The sequence below is a fragment of the Nocardioides sp. Z40_12 genome, assembly GCF_058215795.1.
Map to the genome: position 1 here is coordinate 409,779 of NZ_JBZAJA010000001.1, position 17,673 is coordinate 427,451.

The window sequence follows — 17,673 nt, forward strand, 5'->3', positions numbered from 1 at the left end:
GCAGGATCAGCGCTTGCTGAACTGCGGTGCCTTGCGGGCCTTCTTGAGACCGGCCTTCTTGCGCTCGATGACGCGGGCGTCGCGGGTCAGCAGGCCGGCCTTCTTGAGCGACGGGCGGTTGGTCTCCACGTCGATCTCGTTGAGGCAGCGGGCCACACCCAGCCGCAGCGCGCCGGCCTGGCCGGTGATGCCGCCGCCGTGGATCCGGGCGATGACGTCGAAGCGGCCCTCGAGCTGCAGGTTGGTGAAGGGCTCGTTGACAACCTGCTGGTGCAGCTTGTTGGGGAAGTAGGAGTCCAGGGTGCGGCCGTTGACGGTCCACTCCCCCGTGCCGGGCACGATGCGGACGCGGGCCACGGCCTCCTTGCGCCGGCCGGTGGCCTGCGCGGGGGCGATGGTCGCGGGACGCAGCGGCGCGTCGGCCGAGGGGGCCGACTCGGAGCTGTAGGCGACGCCCTGCTCGTTGGTCTCGAAGGTCTCCTCGACCTCGGTCGGGTTGTTCTCGGTGGTCTCAGCCACGGTAGTTCCTCACTCGTCCTTGGAGAATTACTGGGAGACCTGGGAGATCTCGTACGGCTTGGCCTGCTGGGCCACGTGCGGGTGGTCGGGACCCGCGTAGACCTTCAGCTTCTTCAGGATCTGGCGGCCGAGCCGGTTCTTGGGGAGCATGCCCCAGACCGCGTTCTCGATCGCCTTGCGGGCGTCCTTCTCCAGCAGCTCGCCGAACGGCGTGGCGGAGAGACCGCCCGGGTAGCCGGAGTGGCGGTAGGCCATCTTGGTGACCTTCTTGTTGCCGGACAGGGCCACCTTGCTCGCGTTGACGATGATGACGAAGTCACCCATGTCCATGTGCGGTGCGAAGGTGGGCTTGTGCTTGCCCCGCAGGAGGTTGGCGGTCTGGACGGCGAGGCGTCCGAGGACCACGTCAGTGGCATCGATGACGAGCCACTCGCGCTGGATGTCAGCGGGCTTCGGGCTGTACGTACGCACGGCGAGAACCTTCTCGTTCGTAGGTCCGACCAGGAGGCGTCCTGGTCGGTGGTGGAGCCGCGGCTTCTGACGAACACTGCCCGGCTTGCCACCAGGTCGTGCACGGTGGGCTGTCCGGGTCTGCACCAGGACCAGTCGGGACGGGTCCGGGCGCGGCAGGAGTCGCGACGAGCGAGTCTACGCAGGGTCGGGACCGGCGGCAAAATCCGCTCGGCCCTCCGAACAGCGGACCCCGGCTTAACGGGGTGCGGACCTGAGGACTAGGTTGGACAGGACCTACGACGTGAACAATACGTGCTAAGGAGCCGACGTGACCGACGCACCGGCCACCGATGCCCCGGCCACCGCCGGCGCATCCAACGAGTCCCTCACCGTGCGCGACAACCGCACCGGTGCGGAGTACGACCTCGCGATCACCGACAACACCATCCGCGCCGCGGACCTGGGCCAGATCCGCCTCGGCGACGACCAGCCCGGGCTGGCGACCTACGACCCCGGCTTCGTCAACACCGCCTCGTGCCGCAGCGCGGTGACCTTCATCGACGGCGACAAGGGGATCCTGGAGTACCGCGGGTACCCCATCGAGCAGCTGGCCGAGAAGTCCAGCTTCCTCGAGGTGGCCTACCTCCTCATCCACGGTGAGCTGCCGACCCAGGAGCAGCACGAGAACTGGGTCCACGAGATCACCTACCACACGTTCGTGCACGAGAACGTGAAGTCGTTCATGGAGGGCTTCCGCTACGACGCCCACCCCATGGGGATGCTGATGGCCTCCGTGGGCGCGCTCTCCACCTTCTACCCCGACGCGCGCAACATCGCCGACGGCGACAACCGGCACATGCAGATCGTCCGGATGATCGCCAAGATGCCGACGCTGGGCGCCTGGTCGTTCCGCCACGCGCAGGGCAAGCCGTTCGTCTACCCCGACAACGAGCTGAGCTACACCGAGAACTTCCTCTCGATGCTGTTCAAGATGAGCGAGAAGAGCTTCCACGCCGACGAGCGCCTGGTGAAGGCGCTCGACACGCTGTTCATCCTGCACGCCGACCACGAGCAGAACGCCTCGACCAACGCGGTCCGCTCCGTCGGCTCCACGCAGGTCGACCCCTACTCCGCCGTCGCGGCGGGCGTGGGCGCCCTCTTCGGGCCGCTGCACGGCGGGGCCAACGAGGCGGTGCTGCGGATGCTGCGCCGGATCGGCAAGAAGGAGAACATCGCGGACTTCATCGCCGGGGTGAAGAACGGCGACGAGAAGCTGATGGGCTTCGGTCACCGGGTCTACAAGAACTACGACCCGCGCGCCAAGATCATCAAGAAGTCCGCCGAGGACGTCTTCGAGGTCACGGGCACCAACCCGCTCCTCGACATCGCGCTGGAGCTGGAGAAGATCGCGCTGGAGGACGAGTACTTCGTCAAGCGCAAGCTCTACCCCAACGTGGACTTCTACTCCGGCCTGATCTACGAGGCGTTCCAGTTCCCGCCGGAGATGTTCACCGTGCTCTTCGCCATCGGTCGCACCCCCGGCTGGCTCGCGCAGTGGCTCGAGCTGGTGCAGGACAAGGAGCAGAAGATCGCCCGGCCCAAGCAGATCTACACCGGCGACCGGGGCCTGACCTACGCCCCGCCGTCGGAGCGCTGGGCCTGACCCGAGAGCGACACCGCCAGCACCGCTGAGACCGGGCTGGGCGCGACGGTGACCCGAGAGGGTCACATCGTCCGCTCAGCCCGGTCTCAGCCGCTTTTAGGGGTTGCGGGGCACAGTTGACCTCATGAGTGAGACACCGCCCCCCAGCTTCTACGGCAGCGGGCCGGACCCCGACCGGGAGCCCCGGACCGAGCAGCAGCCGACCCAGTCCCCCTACGGCGCCCACGACACCCGGCCCATCCCCCCGCAGCCGGTGGCCCAGCCCCGTGACTCCCGCCGCGGCAACGGCGGCCTCGTCGCGGGTCTGCTGGCCGGCTCGCTGCTGGTCGGTGGCCTCGCCGGAGTGGCGGGTGCCGCCATCCACGAGGAGTGGCTCTCCGACGACACCCCGGCCGCGACCCCCAGCAGCGACCAGGACTCCGACGCCGTGATCGACCAGGGCACCCCCGAGGCCGGCAGCGGCAGCGTCGAGGCGGTGGCCGGCAAGGTGCTGCCCTCGGTGGTGCGCATCGACGTCGCCGGCTCCGAGGGGCAGGGCTCGGGCAGCGGCATCGTGCTGACCGAGGACGGCCAGATCCTGACCAACGAGCACGTCATCTCCGGTGCCCTCGACGGGGGACGCATCACCGTCACCTTCGACGACGGCACCCGCGCGGAGGCCGAGGTGCTCGGTGCCGACAAGCTCACCGACACCGCGCTGATCCAGGCCGAAGACGTCTCCGGCCTCGTCCCGGCCTCGATCGGCAACTCCTCCGACCTGCGGGTGGGCCAGCAGGTGGTCGCCATCGGTGCGCCCTTCGGCCTCGACGCGACCGTCACCAGCGGCATCGTGAGCGCGCTGGACCGCCCGGTCAACGTCGCCTCCGACGAGCAGGGCAACAGCACCACCTACCCGGCCATCCAGACCGACGCGGCGATCAACCCCGGCAACAGCGGCGGCCCCCTGGTCGACATGAACGGCAACGTCGTCGGCATCAACTCCTCGATCCGCACGGCCTCGTCCGGGCTCGGCGGCCAGGGCGGCTCCATCGGGCTCGGCTTCGCCATCCCGATCGACGAGATCGAGCCGCTCATCGAGCAGATGGCAGCCGGCGAGACCCCCTCCCACGCCCGGATGGGCGTGCAGGTCAGCAACGCCCCCGACGAGGACGCGGACAGCGTCCTGGGCGCCCTGGTCGCCGAGGTCACCTCCCGCTCCAGCGCTGACCAGGCCGGCATCGAGGAGGGTGACGTGATCACCCAGGTGGACGAGGAGAAGATCGACGGCTCCGACGACCTGGTGGCCACGGTCCGCACCTACCGCCCCGGCGACGAGGTCGAGGTGACCCTGGTGCGCGACGGCGAGGAGAAGACGGTCTCCCTCACCCTGGACGACAGCACCGACTGAGGCACACCACGCCGGGTGGCCCGGGCGCGATCGTCAGCGCGTCCGGGCCACCCGCGTCTCGTCCCAGACCGGGCCGTCGGACTCGTAGACCTCCCCCTGCGCCCCGTAGACCAGGAACCGGTCGAAGCCCCGGGCGAACCAGCGGTCGTGGGTGACCGCGAGCACGGTGCCCTCGAACGACGCCAGCCCGGCCTCCAGCGCCTCCGCCGACTGCACGTCGAGGTTGTCGGTGGGCTCGTCGAGCAGCAGCAGGGTCGCCCCCGACAGCTCCAGCAGCAGGATCTGGAACCGCGCCTGCTGGCCGCCGCTGAGCGACTCGAAGCGCTGCTCGGCCGACCCGGTCAGCTCGTAGCGGTCGAGCACCCGGCTGGCCTGCTCCCGGCCCATCCCCCGCCGGCCGGTGCCGTCCGGCCGGGCGTCGCCGCGGTGCAGCACCTCCAGCAGCGTGCGGCCCACCAGCTCGGGGTGGTCGTGGGTCTGCACGAACCAGCCCGGACGGACCCGGGCCCCCAGCCTGGCCCGGCCGGCGTGGGCGACCGGGTCGGGGCGCACGTCCCCGACCGGCAGGTGCTCGACGTCGGGGTCGGTGCCGCCCCCGGCCAGCAGGCGGAGGAAGTGCGACTTGCCGGACCCGTTGCTGCCCAGGACGGCGACCCGCTCGCCGTACCAGACCTCGAGGTCGAAGGGACGCATCAGCCCGGTGAGCTCGAGCTGCTCGCAGACCACGGCCCGCTTCCCGGTGCGGCCGCCCTTGAGTCGCATCACCACCTGCTGCTCGCGCGGCTGCTCGGTGGGCGGCCCCGCCTCCTCGAACCGCCGCAGGCGCGTCTGGGCAGCCTGGTAGCGGCTCGCCATGTCGGAGTTGTAGGCGGCCTTCTGCTTGTACATCAACATCTGCGTGCGCAGCTTGGCGTGCTCCTCGTCCCACCTGCGGCGCAGCTCCTCGAAGCGCAGAAAGCGCTCCTCCCGGGCCTGGTGGTAGCTGCCGAAGCCGCCGGGGTGGGTCCACACCTGGTTGCCCGCGTGCCCGAGCTCGACGGTGACGACTCGGGTCGCGGTGTTGGCCAGCAGCTCGCGGTCGTGGCTGACGTAGAGGATGGTCTTGGGCGAGCTCCGGATCCGCTCCTCCAGCCACGTCTTGCCGGGCACGTCGAGGTAGTTGTCGGGCTCGTCGAGGAGGAGCACCTGGTCCGGCCCGGCCAGCAGGTACTCCAGCACCAGCCGCTTCTGCTCCCCGCCCGAGAGGGTGCTGAGCCGGCGGTGACGGGCCCGGTCGAAGGGCACCCCCAGGGCCTTGACCGTGCAGACGTCCCAGATCACCTCCTGGTCGTAGCCGCCGGCGTCGGCGTAGTCGGACAGGGCGGTGGCGTAGCGCATCTGCGTCGCCTCGTCCTCGACGTCCATCAGGCGCAGCTCACAGGCGTCCACGGCCGCCGCCGCCCGGCGTACCGGCTCCGGGGCGACCGAGAGCAGCAGGTCGGCCACGGTCTCGTCGGCACCGCCGTGACCGACGAACTGCCGCATCACCCCCAGGCCCCCGCTCCGGGTGACCACCCCGGCGTGTGGCGCCAGCTCCCCGGTGACCAGCCGCAGCAGCGTCGTCTTGCCGGCACCGTTGGCACCCACGAGGGCCACCTTGGCGCCGTCGGCCACCCGGAAGGAGACGTCGTCGAGCAGCACCCGCCCGTCGGGCAGCTCGTACCTGATGCCTGCGACGTCGACATGACCCATGCCCCGGATCATCCCCCGCGCACGCGGCTCCGGTCATCTCGGTTCCCACCCCCCCCGACCTTCCTCAGGTGTCCATCAGGGGGGCACCGGAGGCAGAATCGACCGAGATAAGGTGCACTTCTGTCATGACCGTATCGCCGACCTCGATGCGCACCCGGGTGCGACGGACCGCGGTGCGCCTCGCCGGACGGCGCAGCGGTGGCCTCGACATGTCCTCCCTGCGTCGCGTCCCCCAGGCCTGGCGCTACCCCCTCCAGCGCCAGGGGCTCGACCCCGTCCCGGCGCTGGCCGCGGCCCGGGCCAAGGGCCCGGTCACCCGACTGACCCGGCTGCTGGGCACCGACGTGTGGCTGGTGACCGGCCACGAGGCGGCGCGGACCGTGCTGAGCGACGCCGACGCCTTCGGCAACGACGTCCGCTACCTCTTCGGCCGTCAGGGCAGGAGCCCCGCCGAGCAGATCGGCGGGCTCGGGATGACCGACGCCCCCGAGCACACGCGGTTGCGCAGGGTGCTGACCCCCGAGTTCACCCGCCGCCGCCTGGCCCGGCTCGACGAGGCCGTGACCCGGGTGGTCGAGGAGTGCCTCGACGACATGGCGGCCCACGGCCCCGAGGTCGACCTCGTCTCCAGGTTCGGCTTCGCCGTCCCGTTCCGGGTGATCTGCGAGCTGCTGGGGCTGCCCGAGGTCGACCGCGACGAGTTCCAGCGCCGTGGCAGCGCGCGGTTCGACCTCGCGGCGGGCGGGATGGGCTCCTTCGACGCCGCGGCCGGGACCCGGCAGTTCCTCATCGACACCGTCGCCCGGCAGCGCCGCGACCCCTTCCTGCCCGACGGGCTCCTCGCCTCGCTGGTGGCAGAGCACGGGCACGAGCTCGACGACGTCGAGATCGGGGGCCTCGCCGACGGCGTCTTCATCGGGGGCTACGAGACGAGCGCCAGCATGCTCTCGCTGAGCGCCTACGTGCTCTCCCGCGACCCGGTCGCCCACGAGCTCATCCGCACCGGCACGGCCGAGCAGGTCGACGCGGTCGTGGAGGAGCTGCTGCGCTACATCTGCCCGGTCCAGCTGGCCTTCCCCCGGTTCGTCCGCCGGGCCGTCACCGTCGGCGGCGTCGCGATGGCCGAGGGCGACCTGGTGGTGGTCTCGCTCTCCGGGGCCGGGCGGGACCCGGCCCACCGCCCCACCGCGGCCTCCTTCGACCCGCTCGCGCCGCCCGGCGGGCAGCTCGCCTTCGGCCACGGCCTGCACCGCTGCGTGGGCGCCGAGCTGGCGCGGATGGAGCTGCGCACCGGCCTGGTGGCGCTGACCCGGCGCTTCCCCGGCCTGCGGGTCACCGCGCCGACGCAGGAGCTGCGATTCACCGAGCTCTCCATCGTGTACGGCGTCGAGAGCCTCCCGGTGCGACTGGCCTGATTGGGCGCTGTGCCCATGGCCGTGGGTGGGGCGCCCAGCGATGATGGTGGCTCCACACACGAGAGGGGTCGCGATGCGGCTGGAGCTGTCCGCGGAGGATCAGGCGTTCCGGGAGGAGATGGCCGCCGCGTTCGTCCGGGAGGTGCCCGGCGAGATCCGGTCCGCCGTCCTGGAGGGGCACGAGGTGAGCGCGGAGATGATCCGGGTGAGCCAGCGGGCCCTCAACGCCGCCGGGCTCGCCGTGCCGCACTGGCCGCAGGAGTGGGGCGGCCGGGACTGGACCGAGCTGCAGCGCCACCTGTGGCACGAGGAGATGGTCCGGGCGGGCGTCCCGTTACCGCTGCCCTTCAACACCTCGATGATCGGGCCGGTGCTGGCGCAGTTCGCCTCCACCGAGATGAAGGAGCGCTTCCTCCCGGCGACGGCCAACCTCGACATCTGGTGGTCCCAGGGCTTCTCCGAGCCGGACGCCGGCTCCGACCTGGCCGGGCTGCGCACCACCGCGGTCCGCGACGGCGAGGACTGGGTGGTCAACGGCCAGAAGACGTGGACCACGCTGGGCCAGTACGGCGACTGGATCTTCACGCTCGTGCGCACCGACCCGGAGGTGAAGAAGCAGCAGGGCATCTCGATGCTGCTCATCGACATGACCAGCCCCGGGGTGGAGGTCCGCCCGATCGAGCTGATCGACGGCGGCCACGAGGTCAACGAGGTCTGGTTCACCGACGTCCGGGTGCCCGGCGAGAACCTGGTCGGCGAGGTCAACCAGGGCTGGACGATGGCCAAGTTCCTGCTCGGCAACGAGCGGGTCGGCGTGGCGCCGGTGGCGGCGGTCAAGCGGATGCTCGCCCAGGCCAAGGCGCGGGCAGGCCGGCAGCTGGAGGACCCGCTGACCCGCGCCCGGTTCGCCGAGCTGGAGAACCAGCTGCTCGCGCTGGAGCTGACCGCGCTGCGGGTGGTGGCCCACTCCGCCGACGGCGCCCCGCACCCGGCCAGCTCGGTGCTCAAGCTCCGCGGGACCGAGCTCCAGCAGGCGGTGAGCGAGCTGATGGTCGACCTCGCCGGCCCGGCCGCGCTGGTCTCCGCCGCGGTCGACGGGACCGACGCCCCCCACTGGGCCGGGCGCGCCGCGCCGGTCTACCTCAACTACCGCAAGGCCTCGATCTACGGCGGGTCCAACGAGATCCAGCGACAGATCATCGCCCGCACGATCCTGGGACTTTAGGGAGCATCCGATGGACTTCACCCACGACGAGGAGCAGCTCGCGCTGCGCGACGCGGTGCGTGCCCTGCTCGGCAGGAAGTACGCCGACTTCGAGGAGCGCCGCCGCACGGTGCGCAGCGACCTCGGCCACGACGAGACGACCTGGAAGCAGCTGGCCGAGATGGGCGTCCTCGGACTCCCCTTCGACGAGCAGGACGGCGGGATGGGCGCCGGGCCGGTCGAGGTCGGCCTGGTCGCCTCCGAGCTGGGCCGGGTGCTGGCCCCCGAGCCGTTCCTGGCCTCGGTGGTCCTGGGCGGCGGCGCGGTGGCCGCGGTCGGCACGCCGGAACAGCGGGCCGAGCTGCTGGGGGCGCTGGCCGCCGGCGACCGGCGGCTGGCGCTGGCCCACCACGACGGCACCACCCCGGTCACCGCCGACGGGCAGGGCGACGGCGGCTGGACCCTGACCGGGACCAAGGAGCCGGTGCTGGGCGGCGACGCCGAGCAGCTGGTGGTGACCGCCGCGCTGCCCGACGGCGGGACCGGGCTCTTCCTGGTCGACGGCGAGGCGTGCGAGCGCACCACGTGGCCGGCCTTCGACGGCTCCCGGGTCTCCCGGGCTGTCTTCTCCGCCACCCCCGCCACCCCGCTGGGCGAGCCGGGCGCCGACGTGTCGGCGCAGGTCGAGGCCGTCCTCGACCAGGGCCGGATCGCCGCCTGCCACGAGGCGCTGGGCGGGATGGAGGTGGCCCTGCAGGCCACCACGGCCTACCTGAAGAGCCGCAAGCAGTTCGGGGTGCCGCTCAACACCTTCCAGGCGCTCAACTTCCGGGCCGCCGACATGTACGTCTCCCTGGAGCTGACCCGCAGCATCGTGGCCTGGGCGACGATGGTGGTGGCCGAGGGCGACCCGGCGCTGGCCCACGAGGCAGTCTCCCGGGCGGCGCTGCAGACCAGCCGGGCCGGACGCCACGTCGGCCAGGAGGCGATCCAGCTGCACGGCGGGATCGCGATGACCGCCGAGTACCTGGTCGGCAACATCACCAGCCACCTCACCGCCCTCGACCACCTGCTGGGCGACGGGCAGGCACACCTCACCGAGCTGGCCGCCGGCGTCGACGGCTACCCCGGGCTGGACCCGCTGGCCCCGACCATGCGCAGCGCCAGCTCGGCGTAGTGGGCCGCGATCTGGTCGGGGCTCCAGCCGCCGGGGGCGTACCAGCGCGAGACGTCGATGCCCAGGGAGAGCAGGGCCGCCCCGGTCACGGCGGGCTCCGGGGTGTCGAAGTCGCCGTCCTGGACCCCCCGCCGGACCAGGTCGCGGACCAGCACGTCCATGGCGTGCCGCAGGGCGTCGATCTCGGCGCGGTGCGCCGGCGCCAGCGCCCCGAGCTCGTAGTTCACGATCCGGCCCACGGTGCTGTTGGCCGCGTGGTGACGGACGAAGTCGCGGACCAGGACGCGGAGCTGCTCGGCCGGCCCCGGCGAGGAGGCCACCGCCTGCTCGCAGATGCCCAGCGCGGTGCGGTGCCCGGCCAGGGAGATCTCGTGCAGCAGCTCCTCCTTGGAGGCGTAGTGCACGTAGAGCGCGGCGGGGCTCATCCCCGCGGCCGAGGCGATGTCGCGGGTGGTGGTGCCGTGGAAGCCCCGGGCGGCGAACGACTGCACCGCCGCGTCGAGCAGCCTGGCCCGGGCGTCGCGGCCCCGCGCGGACGTACCGGGGGGATTGACGGGGTCGGCCATGCCAGAGATAGTAAGCAAGCGCTTAGTCAGCGGCAACCCTGACCGGGGCCGCTCCCCCACCATCTCGCAGGAGAACACGTTGAACGGACTCACCGGCAAGGTCGCCATCGTCACCGGAGCCAGCCGGGGCATCGGGCTGGGAGTCGCCGAGCGGCTCGTCGCCGAGGGGGCGCGGGTCTGCGTCACCGCCCGCAAGCCCGAGGCGCTGGCCGAGGCCGTCGAGGCCCTCGGCGGCCCGGAGAAGGCCATCGCGGTGGCCGGCAACGCGGCCGACCCGGCCCACCGCGCGGAGGCGGTCGCCACCACGCTGGAGACCTTCGGCAGCGTCGACCTGCTGGTCAACAACACCGGCATCAACCCGGCGTACGGACCGCTGGTCGAGCTCGACCTCGACGCCGCCCGCAAGATCCTCGACACCAACGTCGTCTCCGCGCTCGGCTGGGTCCAGGAGGTCTACCGCGCCTGGATGGCCGAGCACGGCGGCTCGATCGTCAACATCGCCTCGGTGGCCGGCACCAAGCCGGCCCCCGGCATCTCGATGTACGGCGCCAGCAAGGCCACCCTGATCAGCCTCACCGAGTCGCTCGCGGTCGAGCTCGGCCCCCGCATCCGGGTCAACGCGGTGGCGCCCGCGGTGGTCAAGACCCGCTTCGCGAGTGCTCTCTACGAGGGCCGCGAGGAGGAGGTCGCCGCCGCCTACCCGCTCAAGCGGCTCGGCGTGCCCGACGACATCGGCAGCGTGGTGACCTTCCTGCTCTCCGACGAGGCCGGCTGGATGACGGGGCAGAACCTCGTCATCGACGGCGGTCTCACCCTCACCGGCGGCGTGTGATGGGCGGGCCGCTGCACGGCGCCGGCGCGGTGGTCACCGGCGCCGGTCACGGCATCGGCGCCGCCCTGGCCCGCCGGCTGGCCGCCGAGGGCGCCCGCGTGGTGGTCAACGACCTCGACGCCGACGCCGCCCTGGCGGTCGCGGCGGAGATCGGCGGCACCGCCGCGCCCGGCGACTGCGCCTCGGTCGAGGGCGTCGCGAGCCTGGTCGAGACCGCGCGCTCGGCGCTCGGCCGGATCGACGTGTTCATGGCCAACGCCGGCATCGACTCCGCGCACGAGGGCGGCCTCGACAGCCTCCAGGCCGACGAGGCCGTCTGGGATCGGATGCTCCAGGTCAACACCATGGCCCACGTCCGGGCGGCCCGCGCCCTGGTGCCCGCCTGGCTGGCCGACGGCCGCGGCGGCCGGTTCGTGGTGACCGCCTCGGCGGCGGGACTGCTGACGATGCTGGGCAGCGCGCCCTACTCGGTGACCAAGCACGCGGCGGTCGGCTTCGCGGAGTGGCTCTCGGCCACCTACGGCCATCGCGGCGTCACGGTCCAGGCGATCTGCCCCCAGGGCGTCCAGACCCGGATGCTGGAGCAGTCCGGCCCGCTCAAGGACCTGCTCACCCGCGACGTGGCGCTGACCCCGGAGCAGGTCGCCGACACCTGGGTGTCGTCGCTGGCCGACGACCGGTTCCTGGTCCTCCCCCACCCCGAGGTGGCCGACTACTACGCCGCCAGGGCCACCCAGAACGAGCGCTGGCTGCGCGGCATGCGGCGGCTGCAGGCCGGCCTGGACCAGGTGACGGGAGCCACCTCATGACCGAGCTGCAGCACGAGGCCCTGCCCGGCCTCGACCTCGACGCGTTCGGCGCCTGGTACGCCGCCCAGCGGCCCGATCAGCTGGCCGCGGACCGGGTCGCCGGGCTCGGCGCCCGGCTGATCGCCGGGGGAAAGTCCAACCTGACCTACGAGGTCACCGACGGGGACGCCTGGTGGATCGTCCGCCGGCCGCCGCTGGGCCACGTGCAGGCCACCGCCCACGACATGGGCCGCGAGCACACGGTGATGAGCGCCCTCGCCGGCACTGACGTCCCGGTGCCGGCCACCTTCGCCCTGTGCGCCGACGCGAGCGTGCTGGGCGCCCCGTTCTACGTGATGGAGCGGGTCGCCGGGACGCCGTACCGCAGCGCCGCCCAGCTCCGCGAGCTCGGCAGCGAGCGCACCGCCCACCTGGCCGGCGCGATGATCGAGGTGCTGGCCGCCCTGCACGCCGTCGACCCGGCCGAGGTGGGGCTGGCCGAGTTCGGCCGCCCCCAGGGCTTCCTGGAGCGCCAGGTGCGCCGGTGGGGCAAGCAGCTGGAGGGGTCGAGGACCCGCGACCTGCCCGACGCCGACCGGCTGCTGGCCCACCTGGCCGCCCACGTGCCGGCCGAGGGCGCGGCGGGCATCGTGCACGGCGACTACCGGCTCGACAACCTGCTCTCGGTCGCCGAGGACGAGCAGCCGGTCAAGGCGGTCGTCGACTGGGAGATGGCCACCCTCGGGGATCCGCTCACCGACCTGGCGCTGCTGCTGACCTACGACAGCCTCCCCCGGCTCGTGAGCGAGCTGCCGCTCGCCGACGCCAGCACCGCGCCGGGCTACCCCAGCCCCGACGAGCAGCTGGCGGCCTACGTCGCGGCGGGCGGTCGCGAGACGGCCGGTCCCGGCGGCGACATGGACTTCCACCTGGGCCTGGCCCACCTCAAGCTCGCGGTGATCCTCGAGGGGATCCACCACCGCCACCAGGCGGGTCAGACGGTCGGCGGCGGCTTCGACGCCATCGGCGACGCCGTCGAGCCACTGCTGGCCGCCGGCCTGGCGGCCGCCACCGGGCGAGCCGACCTCACCTCCTAACGAGAGAGCCCTCATGGACTTCACCTTCGACGACCGCACCCGCGAGCTCCAGGACGAGCTCCTTTCCTTCATGGACTCCCACGTCCACCCCGCGGAGCAGCGCTTCGAGACCGAGCTGGCCGCCCTGGACGACCCGTTCGCCTGGACCCAGGCGCCGGTGCTCGACGAGCTGCGCAGCGAGGCCCGCAGGCGTGGCCTGTGGAACCTCTTCCTGCCGGTCTCCGCCGACGAGCAGGGCCACGGCGCGGGCCTGACCAACCTCCAGTACGCCCCCCTCGCCGAGATCAGCGGCCGCAGCGGCAACCTGGCCCCCGCCGCGATGAACTGCGCCGCGCCGGACACCGGCAACATGGAGGTGCTGCACATGTTCGGCACCCCGGAGCAGCAGGAGCGGTGGCTGGAGCCGCTGCTCGACGGCCGGATCCGCTCGGCGTTCGCGATGACCGAGCCCGACGTCGCCTCCTCCGACGCCACCAACATCGAGTGCTCCATCGTGCGCGACGGCGACGACTACGTGATCAACGGCCGCAAGTGGTGGATCACCGGGGCGATGAACCCCGACTGCGAGATCTTCATCGTGATGGGCAAGACCGACCCCGAGGCGTCCCGGCACCGGCAGCAGTCGATGGTGCTGGTCCCCCGCGACACCCCGGGCCTGGAGGTGGTCCGGCCGATGCACGTGCTCGGCTACGACGACCACGAGCACGGCGGGCACGCCGAGCTGCGGTTCACCGACGTCCGGGTGCCGGTGGCCAACCTGGTCGGCGAGGAGGGGGCGGGCTTCGCGATCGCCCAGGCCCGGCTCGGGCCGGGGCGCATCCACCACTGCATGCGCTCCATCGGGATCGCGGAGCGGGCGATCGAGCTGATGTGCGAGCGGGCCGGGTCGCGGGTGGCCTTCGGCCGGCCGCTGGCCCAGCAGGGCGTGGTGCGGGAGTGGATCGCGGAGTCGCGGGTCGCGGTGGAGCAGCTGCGGCTGCTGGTGCTCAAGACCGCCTGGCTGATGGACACCGTCGGCAACCGCGGCGCGCACACCGAGATCCAGGCGATCAAGATCGCCACCCCCAAGGTGGTCCAGGAGATCCTGGACCGGGCGATCCAGGTGCACGGCGCGGGCGGCCTCTCCCAGGACTTCCCGCTGGCCGCCTCCTTCGCCGGGATCCGCACCCTGCGGTTCGCCGACGGTCCCGACGAGGTGCACAAGAACTCGCTGGCCAAGGCCGAGATGGCGCGCGTGGCCGCCCGCACCCAGGGCTGACGTCGTGGATCTGTCGCTGAGCGCGGAGCAGGAGGGGTTCCGGGCTCTGGCCCGGGAGTTCCTCGAGCGCGAGGCGGTGCCGCACCGGGTGCAGTGGGACCGCGACGAGTCGGTCGACACCGCGATCATCGCCAAGATGGGCGAGCTCGGGTTCTTCGGGCTGACCATCCCCGAGGAGTACGGCGGCCTCGGCGGCGACTACCTGACCTACGTGCTGGCGATGGAGGAGCTGGGCCGGGCCGACTCCGCGCTGCGCGGCATCGTCTCGGTCTCCAACGGCCTGGTCGGCAAGTCGGTCCTGGCCGCCGGCACCGAGGAGCAGAAGCAGCGCTGGCTGCCGGGCATCGCGACCGGTGAGCTGCTCGGCTGCTTCGCGCTGACCGAGCCCGACACCGGCTCCGACGCGGGCAACCTGACCTCCCGGGCCCGCCGCGACGGCGACGACTGGGTGATCGACGCGCGCAAGCTCTTCATCACCAACGGCACCTGGGCCGACGTCGCGCTGGTCTTCGCCCGCACGGGCGGCCCCGGGCCGAAGGGGATCAGCGCCTTCCTGGTGCCGACCGACTCCCCCGGCTTCGAGGCCCGCGAGATCACCGGCAAGCTCGGGCTGCGGGGCCAGGCCACCGCCGAGCTCTTCCTCGACGACGTCCGGGTGCCGGCCGACGCGCTGCTCGGCGAGGAGGGTCAGGGGTTCCGGATCGCGATGGCCACCCTGGACAAGGGCCGCGTCTCGGTCGCGGCCGGCTGCGTCGGCATCGTCCAGGGGTGCCTGGAGTCGTCGGTGACCTACGCCCAGCAGCGCACCCAGTTCGGCAAGCCGCTGGCGGCGTTCCAGCTCGTCCAGGACCTCATCGCCGACATCTCCCTGGACGCCGACGCGGCACGGCTGCTGGTGTGGCGCTGCGCCGACCTGATCGACCGGGGCGAGCCGTTCGGGGTTGCGGCCTCCAAGGCCAAGCTCTACGCCTCGGAGGCGGCCGTACGGGCCGCCAACAACGCCATCCAGGTGCACGGTGGCGCGGGGTACGTCGACGAGTACCCGGCGCAGAAGTACCTGCGCGACGCCCGGGTGATGACCCTCTACGAGGGCACCAGCCAGATCCAGAAGCTCTTGATCGGCCGGGCCGAGACCGGTATCAACGCATTCACCTGAACCACCGAGGAGCCGCCATGACCGACATCCCCGCCGCACCGGACCGCGACCCCGGGCTGGACCCCCAGCTCGCCGGGCTGCTGGCCCTGATGGACAGCGCCGGCACGAAGATGCACGAGGTCACCCCCGACGAGGCGCGCCGGATGTTCCGCACGCTCACCGTCGACCTCCGCGATCCCGCGGCGGTGCCGCAGGTGGAGTCGGTGCGCGAGATCCGGGTGCCGGGCGGCGACGGCGAGCGCGACGCCCGGGTCTACCGCCCCCACGCCGGCGAGCTGCCCACCGTCGTCTTCTTCCACGGCGGCGGGTGGGTGGTCGGCGACCTGGACACCCACGACCTGACCTGCCGGACCATCGCCACCCTGTGCGACGCGGTGGTGGTCTCGGTCGACTACCGGCTGGCCCCGGAGCACCCCTTCCCCGCCGCGGTGGACGACGCCCTGACCTCGGCCCGCTGGGCCGGCGAGCACCTCGCCGACCTGGGTGGCAGCGACGTGCTGGCGGTGGCCGGCGACTCGGCCGGCGGCAACCTGTCGGCCGTGATCGCGCAGACCTTCCGCGACGAGGGGATCGGGCTGGCCGGCCAGCTGCTCATCTATCCCGGCACCGACCTGCTCTCCGAGCTCCCCTCGCGCACCGCCAACGCCGAGGGCTACTTCCTCGACGAGCCGACGATGCTCTGGTTCGCCCAGCACTACGTGGGCGACTTCGCCGACCTGAGCGACCCCCGGCTCTCCCCGCTGCGCGGCGAGACGGCCGGTGTGGCGCCGGCCGTGGTCGTGGTCGCCCAGTTCGACCCGCTGCGCGACGAGGGCACGGCCTACGCCGAGGCCCTGGCCGCCGCCGGCGTCCCGGTGCTGGTCGAGGAGTTCGACGGGCTGATCCACGGCTTCGTCGACATGGGTCGCCACTCCTCCGCCGCGCAGGCCGCCGTGGAGAAGACCTGTGCCATGTTCCGGCAGGTCATCCACCCCGGGGCCTGAGGCCCATCGGGGGCTCAGGCGAGGGCGGAGTCGGGGATCCAGCTCCCGTGGAATCCCTGCGGCACCCGGGCCGGCAGGTGGACCGTGGCCACCGGACGTCCGAAGTCGTGGGCATCGATGATCACCAGGTCGCTGGCGTCGCGCGCGGCGTCGTACACGTAGCCCAGGAGCCAACCGTCGTCCTCGCCACCGGCGCTGTCGGCCGGGACGAACACCATCTCGCTGGCGATGCGGCCGTGGCCCAGGTCCATCTCGACGGTGGTGCCGGCGACGAGGTCGTGCTTGCGCACCGTGGTCCGAGGGTCCTCGCCCAGGGCGCCCAGGTCGCGTACCGCGGATGCGCCGATCGTGTAGCCGTAGCGGTGACGGCGGCCGGTGAGCCGTTCGTCCCCGCGTGGGAACTCGGTGCCGCGTTCGTCGATCGTCTCGGTGAGGACCTTGCGTGAGGCCGGGTCGATCGTCCAGCGCTCCAGACGGGAGCGATCGGTCACGGCCTCGCCGTCCTCGGCGAAGGCGTGGTCGTGCACCACCAGGTCGACGATCACCCGGTCACCCTGGTCGAAGGCGTTGAGGGGGTGGTAGACGAAGCACGGCTCCACGTCGATCCACACGACGTCGGACCCGGTGCCGGTGCGGGGCAGGAGCCCGACCCGGGCCCCGTTGTCGGGGCGCCAGCGGAAGGGCAGGGCCACGCTCTGGAGGGCGAGCTCCAGGTCGAAGAGCACGGGCAGGTCGAAGAGCACGACCCGGGAGGCGGTCAGGCCCATGTCGTGGAGCATGACCGGAGCCGGAAGACCGACCTCGACGGTGCTGACGAGCGCCCCGCCGGGGTCGATGACGTGATAGCGCAACGCGGGGTCGTCGAACCCGTAGCTCATCACGTGCATCTCACCGGTGCTCGGGTCGAACTTGGGGTGAGCGTTGATGCCGGCAGGGAGAGGGCCCCCGAAGTTGCGCGTGGCGACCGTCTCCAGGTCACCCGTCAGCTCGTAGGGCAGCGACCCCTCGGTCACGGCCAGGATCCGGCCCGCGTGGGCGAACACGTTGGTGTTGCCCGAGCCGGAGTACCACCCGCCGTCCTCGTGGGGCACCGGTGACTCAGCGAGGTGCGCGCTGACCTCCGGACTGCGCACCCAGCGGTTGCGGTACCAGCGCGGCCGGCCGCCGTGCAGGTCGACGCCGTGCACCATCCCGTCGCCCGCGAACCAGTGGTAGGTGTCGGCCTGCGCTGCGAACGGGTTCGGCCCGGTGCGGATGTACCTGCCCGCCAGGCCCGGCGGCACCGCACCCGTGACCTCGAGATCGGTGGCGGTCACCTCCGTGGCCACCGGCGCGAAGTTGCCGTCGAGGTACATCGTTGCCGTCATCGTCTGCTCCCTGGCATCGGGCCGCCGTGCCGATCCCACCACTAGACACCCCTCGTCCGCGACGCGTCAATCCGTAG

16 protein-coding genes are annotated in these 17,673 nt (G+C 72.3%); 11 read left to right on the forward strand and 5 right to left on the reverse strand.

Going from position 1 to position 17,673, the window contains the following annotated elements; translation table 11 throughout:
• Positions 1–6 precede the first annotated feature (6 nt).
• Together rpsI and rplM are read right to left on the reverse strand one after the other, a co-directional pair.
• Positions 7–519, reverse strand: coding sequence for a 30S ribosomal protein S9 (rpsI, locus tag AC4BG9_RS01915; RefSeq protein ID WP_490569393.1), 513 nt, complete (start codon positions 517–519; stop codon positions 7–9).
• A gap of 27 nt (positions 520–546) precedes the next feature.
• Positions 547–990: a 50S ribosomal protein L13 gene (rplM, locus tag AC4BG9_RS01920; RefSeq protein WP_490569394.1), complete on the reverse strand. Its 444-nt coding sequence runs from the start codon at positions 988–990 to the stop codon at positions 547–549.
• Positions 991–1,300: 310 nt separating this feature from the next.
• On the opposite strand from rplM, the gene AC4BG9_RS01925 reads away from it, so the two are divergent.
• Positions 1,301–2,635, forward strand: coding sequence for a citrate synthase (locus AC4BG9_RS01925; RefSeq protein ID WP_490569395.1), 1,335 nt, complete (start codon positions 1,301–1,303; stop codon positions 2,633–2,635).
• Between the two features lie 124 nt (positions 2,636–2,759).
• Positions 2,760–4,022 carry a S1C family serine protease gene (locus AC4BG9_RS01930; protein WP_490569396.1) on the forward strand — a complete coding sequence of 421 codons (1,263 nt, stop codon included), beginning with the start codon at positions 2,760–2,762 and terminating at the stop codon, positions 4,020–4,022.
• A gap of 33 nt (positions 4,023–4,055) precedes the next feature.
• Here the strand turns inward: AC4BG9_RS01930 and AC4BG9_RS01935 are convergent, their stop codons facing one another.
• Positions 4,056–5,753, reverse strand: coding sequence for an ABC-F family ATP-binding cassette domain-containing protein (locus tag AC4BG9_RS01935; protein WP_490569397.1), 1,698 nt, complete (start codon positions 5,751–5,753; stop codon positions 4,056–4,058).
• Between the two features lie 125 nt (positions 5,754–5,878).
• Here AC4BG9_RS01935 and AC4BG9_RS01940 point away from each other — a divergent pair, with 125 nt between their 5' ends.
• The 3 genes from AC4BG9_RS01940 (at position 5,879) to AC4BG9_RS01950 (ending at position 9,549) form a co-directional block, all read left to right on the forward strand.
• Positions 5,879–7,168, forward strand: coding sequence for a cytochrome P450 (locus AC4BG9_RS01940; protein WP_490569398.1), 1,290 nt, complete (start codon positions 5,879–5,881; stop codon positions 7,166–7,168).
• A 73-nt stretch (positions 7,169–7,241) separates the two neighbouring features.
• The gene (locus tag AC4BG9_RS01945; protein ID WP_490569399.1) at positions 7,242–8,393 is read left to right on the forward strand and encodes an acyl-CoA dehydrogenase family protein; all 1,152 of its coding nucleotides are present in this window, start codon (positions 7,242–7,244) and stop codon (positions 8,391–8,393) included.
• 10 nt (positions 8,394–8,403) lie between these two features.
• Positions 8,404–9,549 carry an acyl-CoA dehydrogenase family protein gene (locus tag AC4BG9_RS01950; RefSeq protein WP_490569400.1) on the forward strand — a complete coding sequence of 382 codons (1,146 nt, stop codon included), beginning with the start codon at positions 8,404–8,406 and terminating at the stop codon, positions 9,547–9,549.
• Here AC4BG9_RS01950 and AC4BG9_RS01955 read toward each other — a convergent pair.
• Positions 9,495–10,115, reverse strand: a complete 621-nt coding sequence (locus tag AC4BG9_RS01955) for a TetR/AcrR family transcriptional regulator (protein WP_490569401.1) — start codon at positions 10,113–10,115, stop codon at positions 9,495–9,497. The two genes, AC4BG9_RS01950 and AC4BG9_RS01955, sit on opposite strands and share 55 nt — an antisense overlap.
• Positions 10,116–10,194: 79 nt before the next feature.
• Here AC4BG9_RS01955 and AC4BG9_RS01960 point away from each other — a divergent pair, with 79 nt between their 5' ends.
• Genes AC4BG9_RS01960 through AC4BG9_RS01985 form a run of 6 tightly spaced genes read left to right on the forward strand, consistent with a single transcriptional unit; the run spans position 10,195 to position 16,229 of the window.
• Positions 10,195–10,947 carry an SDR family oxidoreductase gene (locus AC4BG9_RS01960; RefSeq protein WP_490569402.1) on the forward strand — a complete coding sequence of 251 codons (753 nt, stop codon included), beginning with the start codon at positions 10,195–10,197 and terminating at the stop codon, positions 10,945–10,947.
• Entirely contained in the window at positions 10,947–11,756 is an 810-nt protein-coding gene (locus AC4BG9_RS01965) for an SDR family oxidoreductase (protein ID WP_490569403.1), read from the forward strand. Before AC4BG9_RS01960 ends, AC4BG9_RS01965 begins: the two co-directional genes overlap by 1 nt.
• Positions 11,753–12,832, forward strand: coding sequence for a phosphotransferase family protein (locus tag AC4BG9_RS01970; protein WP_490569404.1), 1,080 nt, complete (start codon positions 11,753–11,755; stop codon positions 12,830–12,832). The genes AC4BG9_RS01965 and AC4BG9_RS01970 overlap by 4 nt, the downstream gene beginning before the upstream one ends.
• Positions 12,833–12,845: 13 nt before the next feature.
• Positions 12,846–14,090, forward strand: a complete 1,245-nt coding sequence (locus tag AC4BG9_RS01975) for an acyl-CoA dehydrogenase family protein (RefSeq protein ID WP_490569405.1) — start codon at positions 12,846–12,848, stop codon at positions 14,088–14,090.
• A gap of 4 nt (positions 14,091–14,094) precedes the next feature.
• Positions 14,095–15,246 carry an acyl-CoA dehydrogenase family protein gene (locus AC4BG9_RS01980; RefSeq protein WP_490569406.1) on the forward strand — a complete coding sequence of 384 codons (1,152 nt, stop codon included), beginning with the start codon at positions 14,095–14,097 and terminating at the stop codon, positions 15,244–15,246.
• Between the two features lie 17 nt (positions 15,247–15,263).
• Positions 15,264–16,229, forward strand: a complete 966-nt coding sequence (locus AC4BG9_RS01985) for an alpha/beta hydrolase (protein ID WP_490569407.1) — start codon at positions 15,264–15,266, stop codon at positions 16,227–16,229.
• Positions 16,230–16,243: 14 nt separating this feature from the next.
• On the opposite strand, the gene AC4BG9_RS01990 is transcribed toward AC4BG9_RS01985, so the two are convergent.
• Positions 16,244–17,596 carry a carotenoid oxygenase family protein gene (locus AC4BG9_RS01990; RefSeq protein ID WP_490569408.1) on the reverse strand — a complete coding sequence of 451 codons (1,353 nt, stop codon included), beginning with the start codon at positions 17,594–17,596 and terminating at the stop codon, positions 16,244–16,246.
• Between the last annotated feature and the right edge of the window lie 77 nt (positions 17,597–17,673).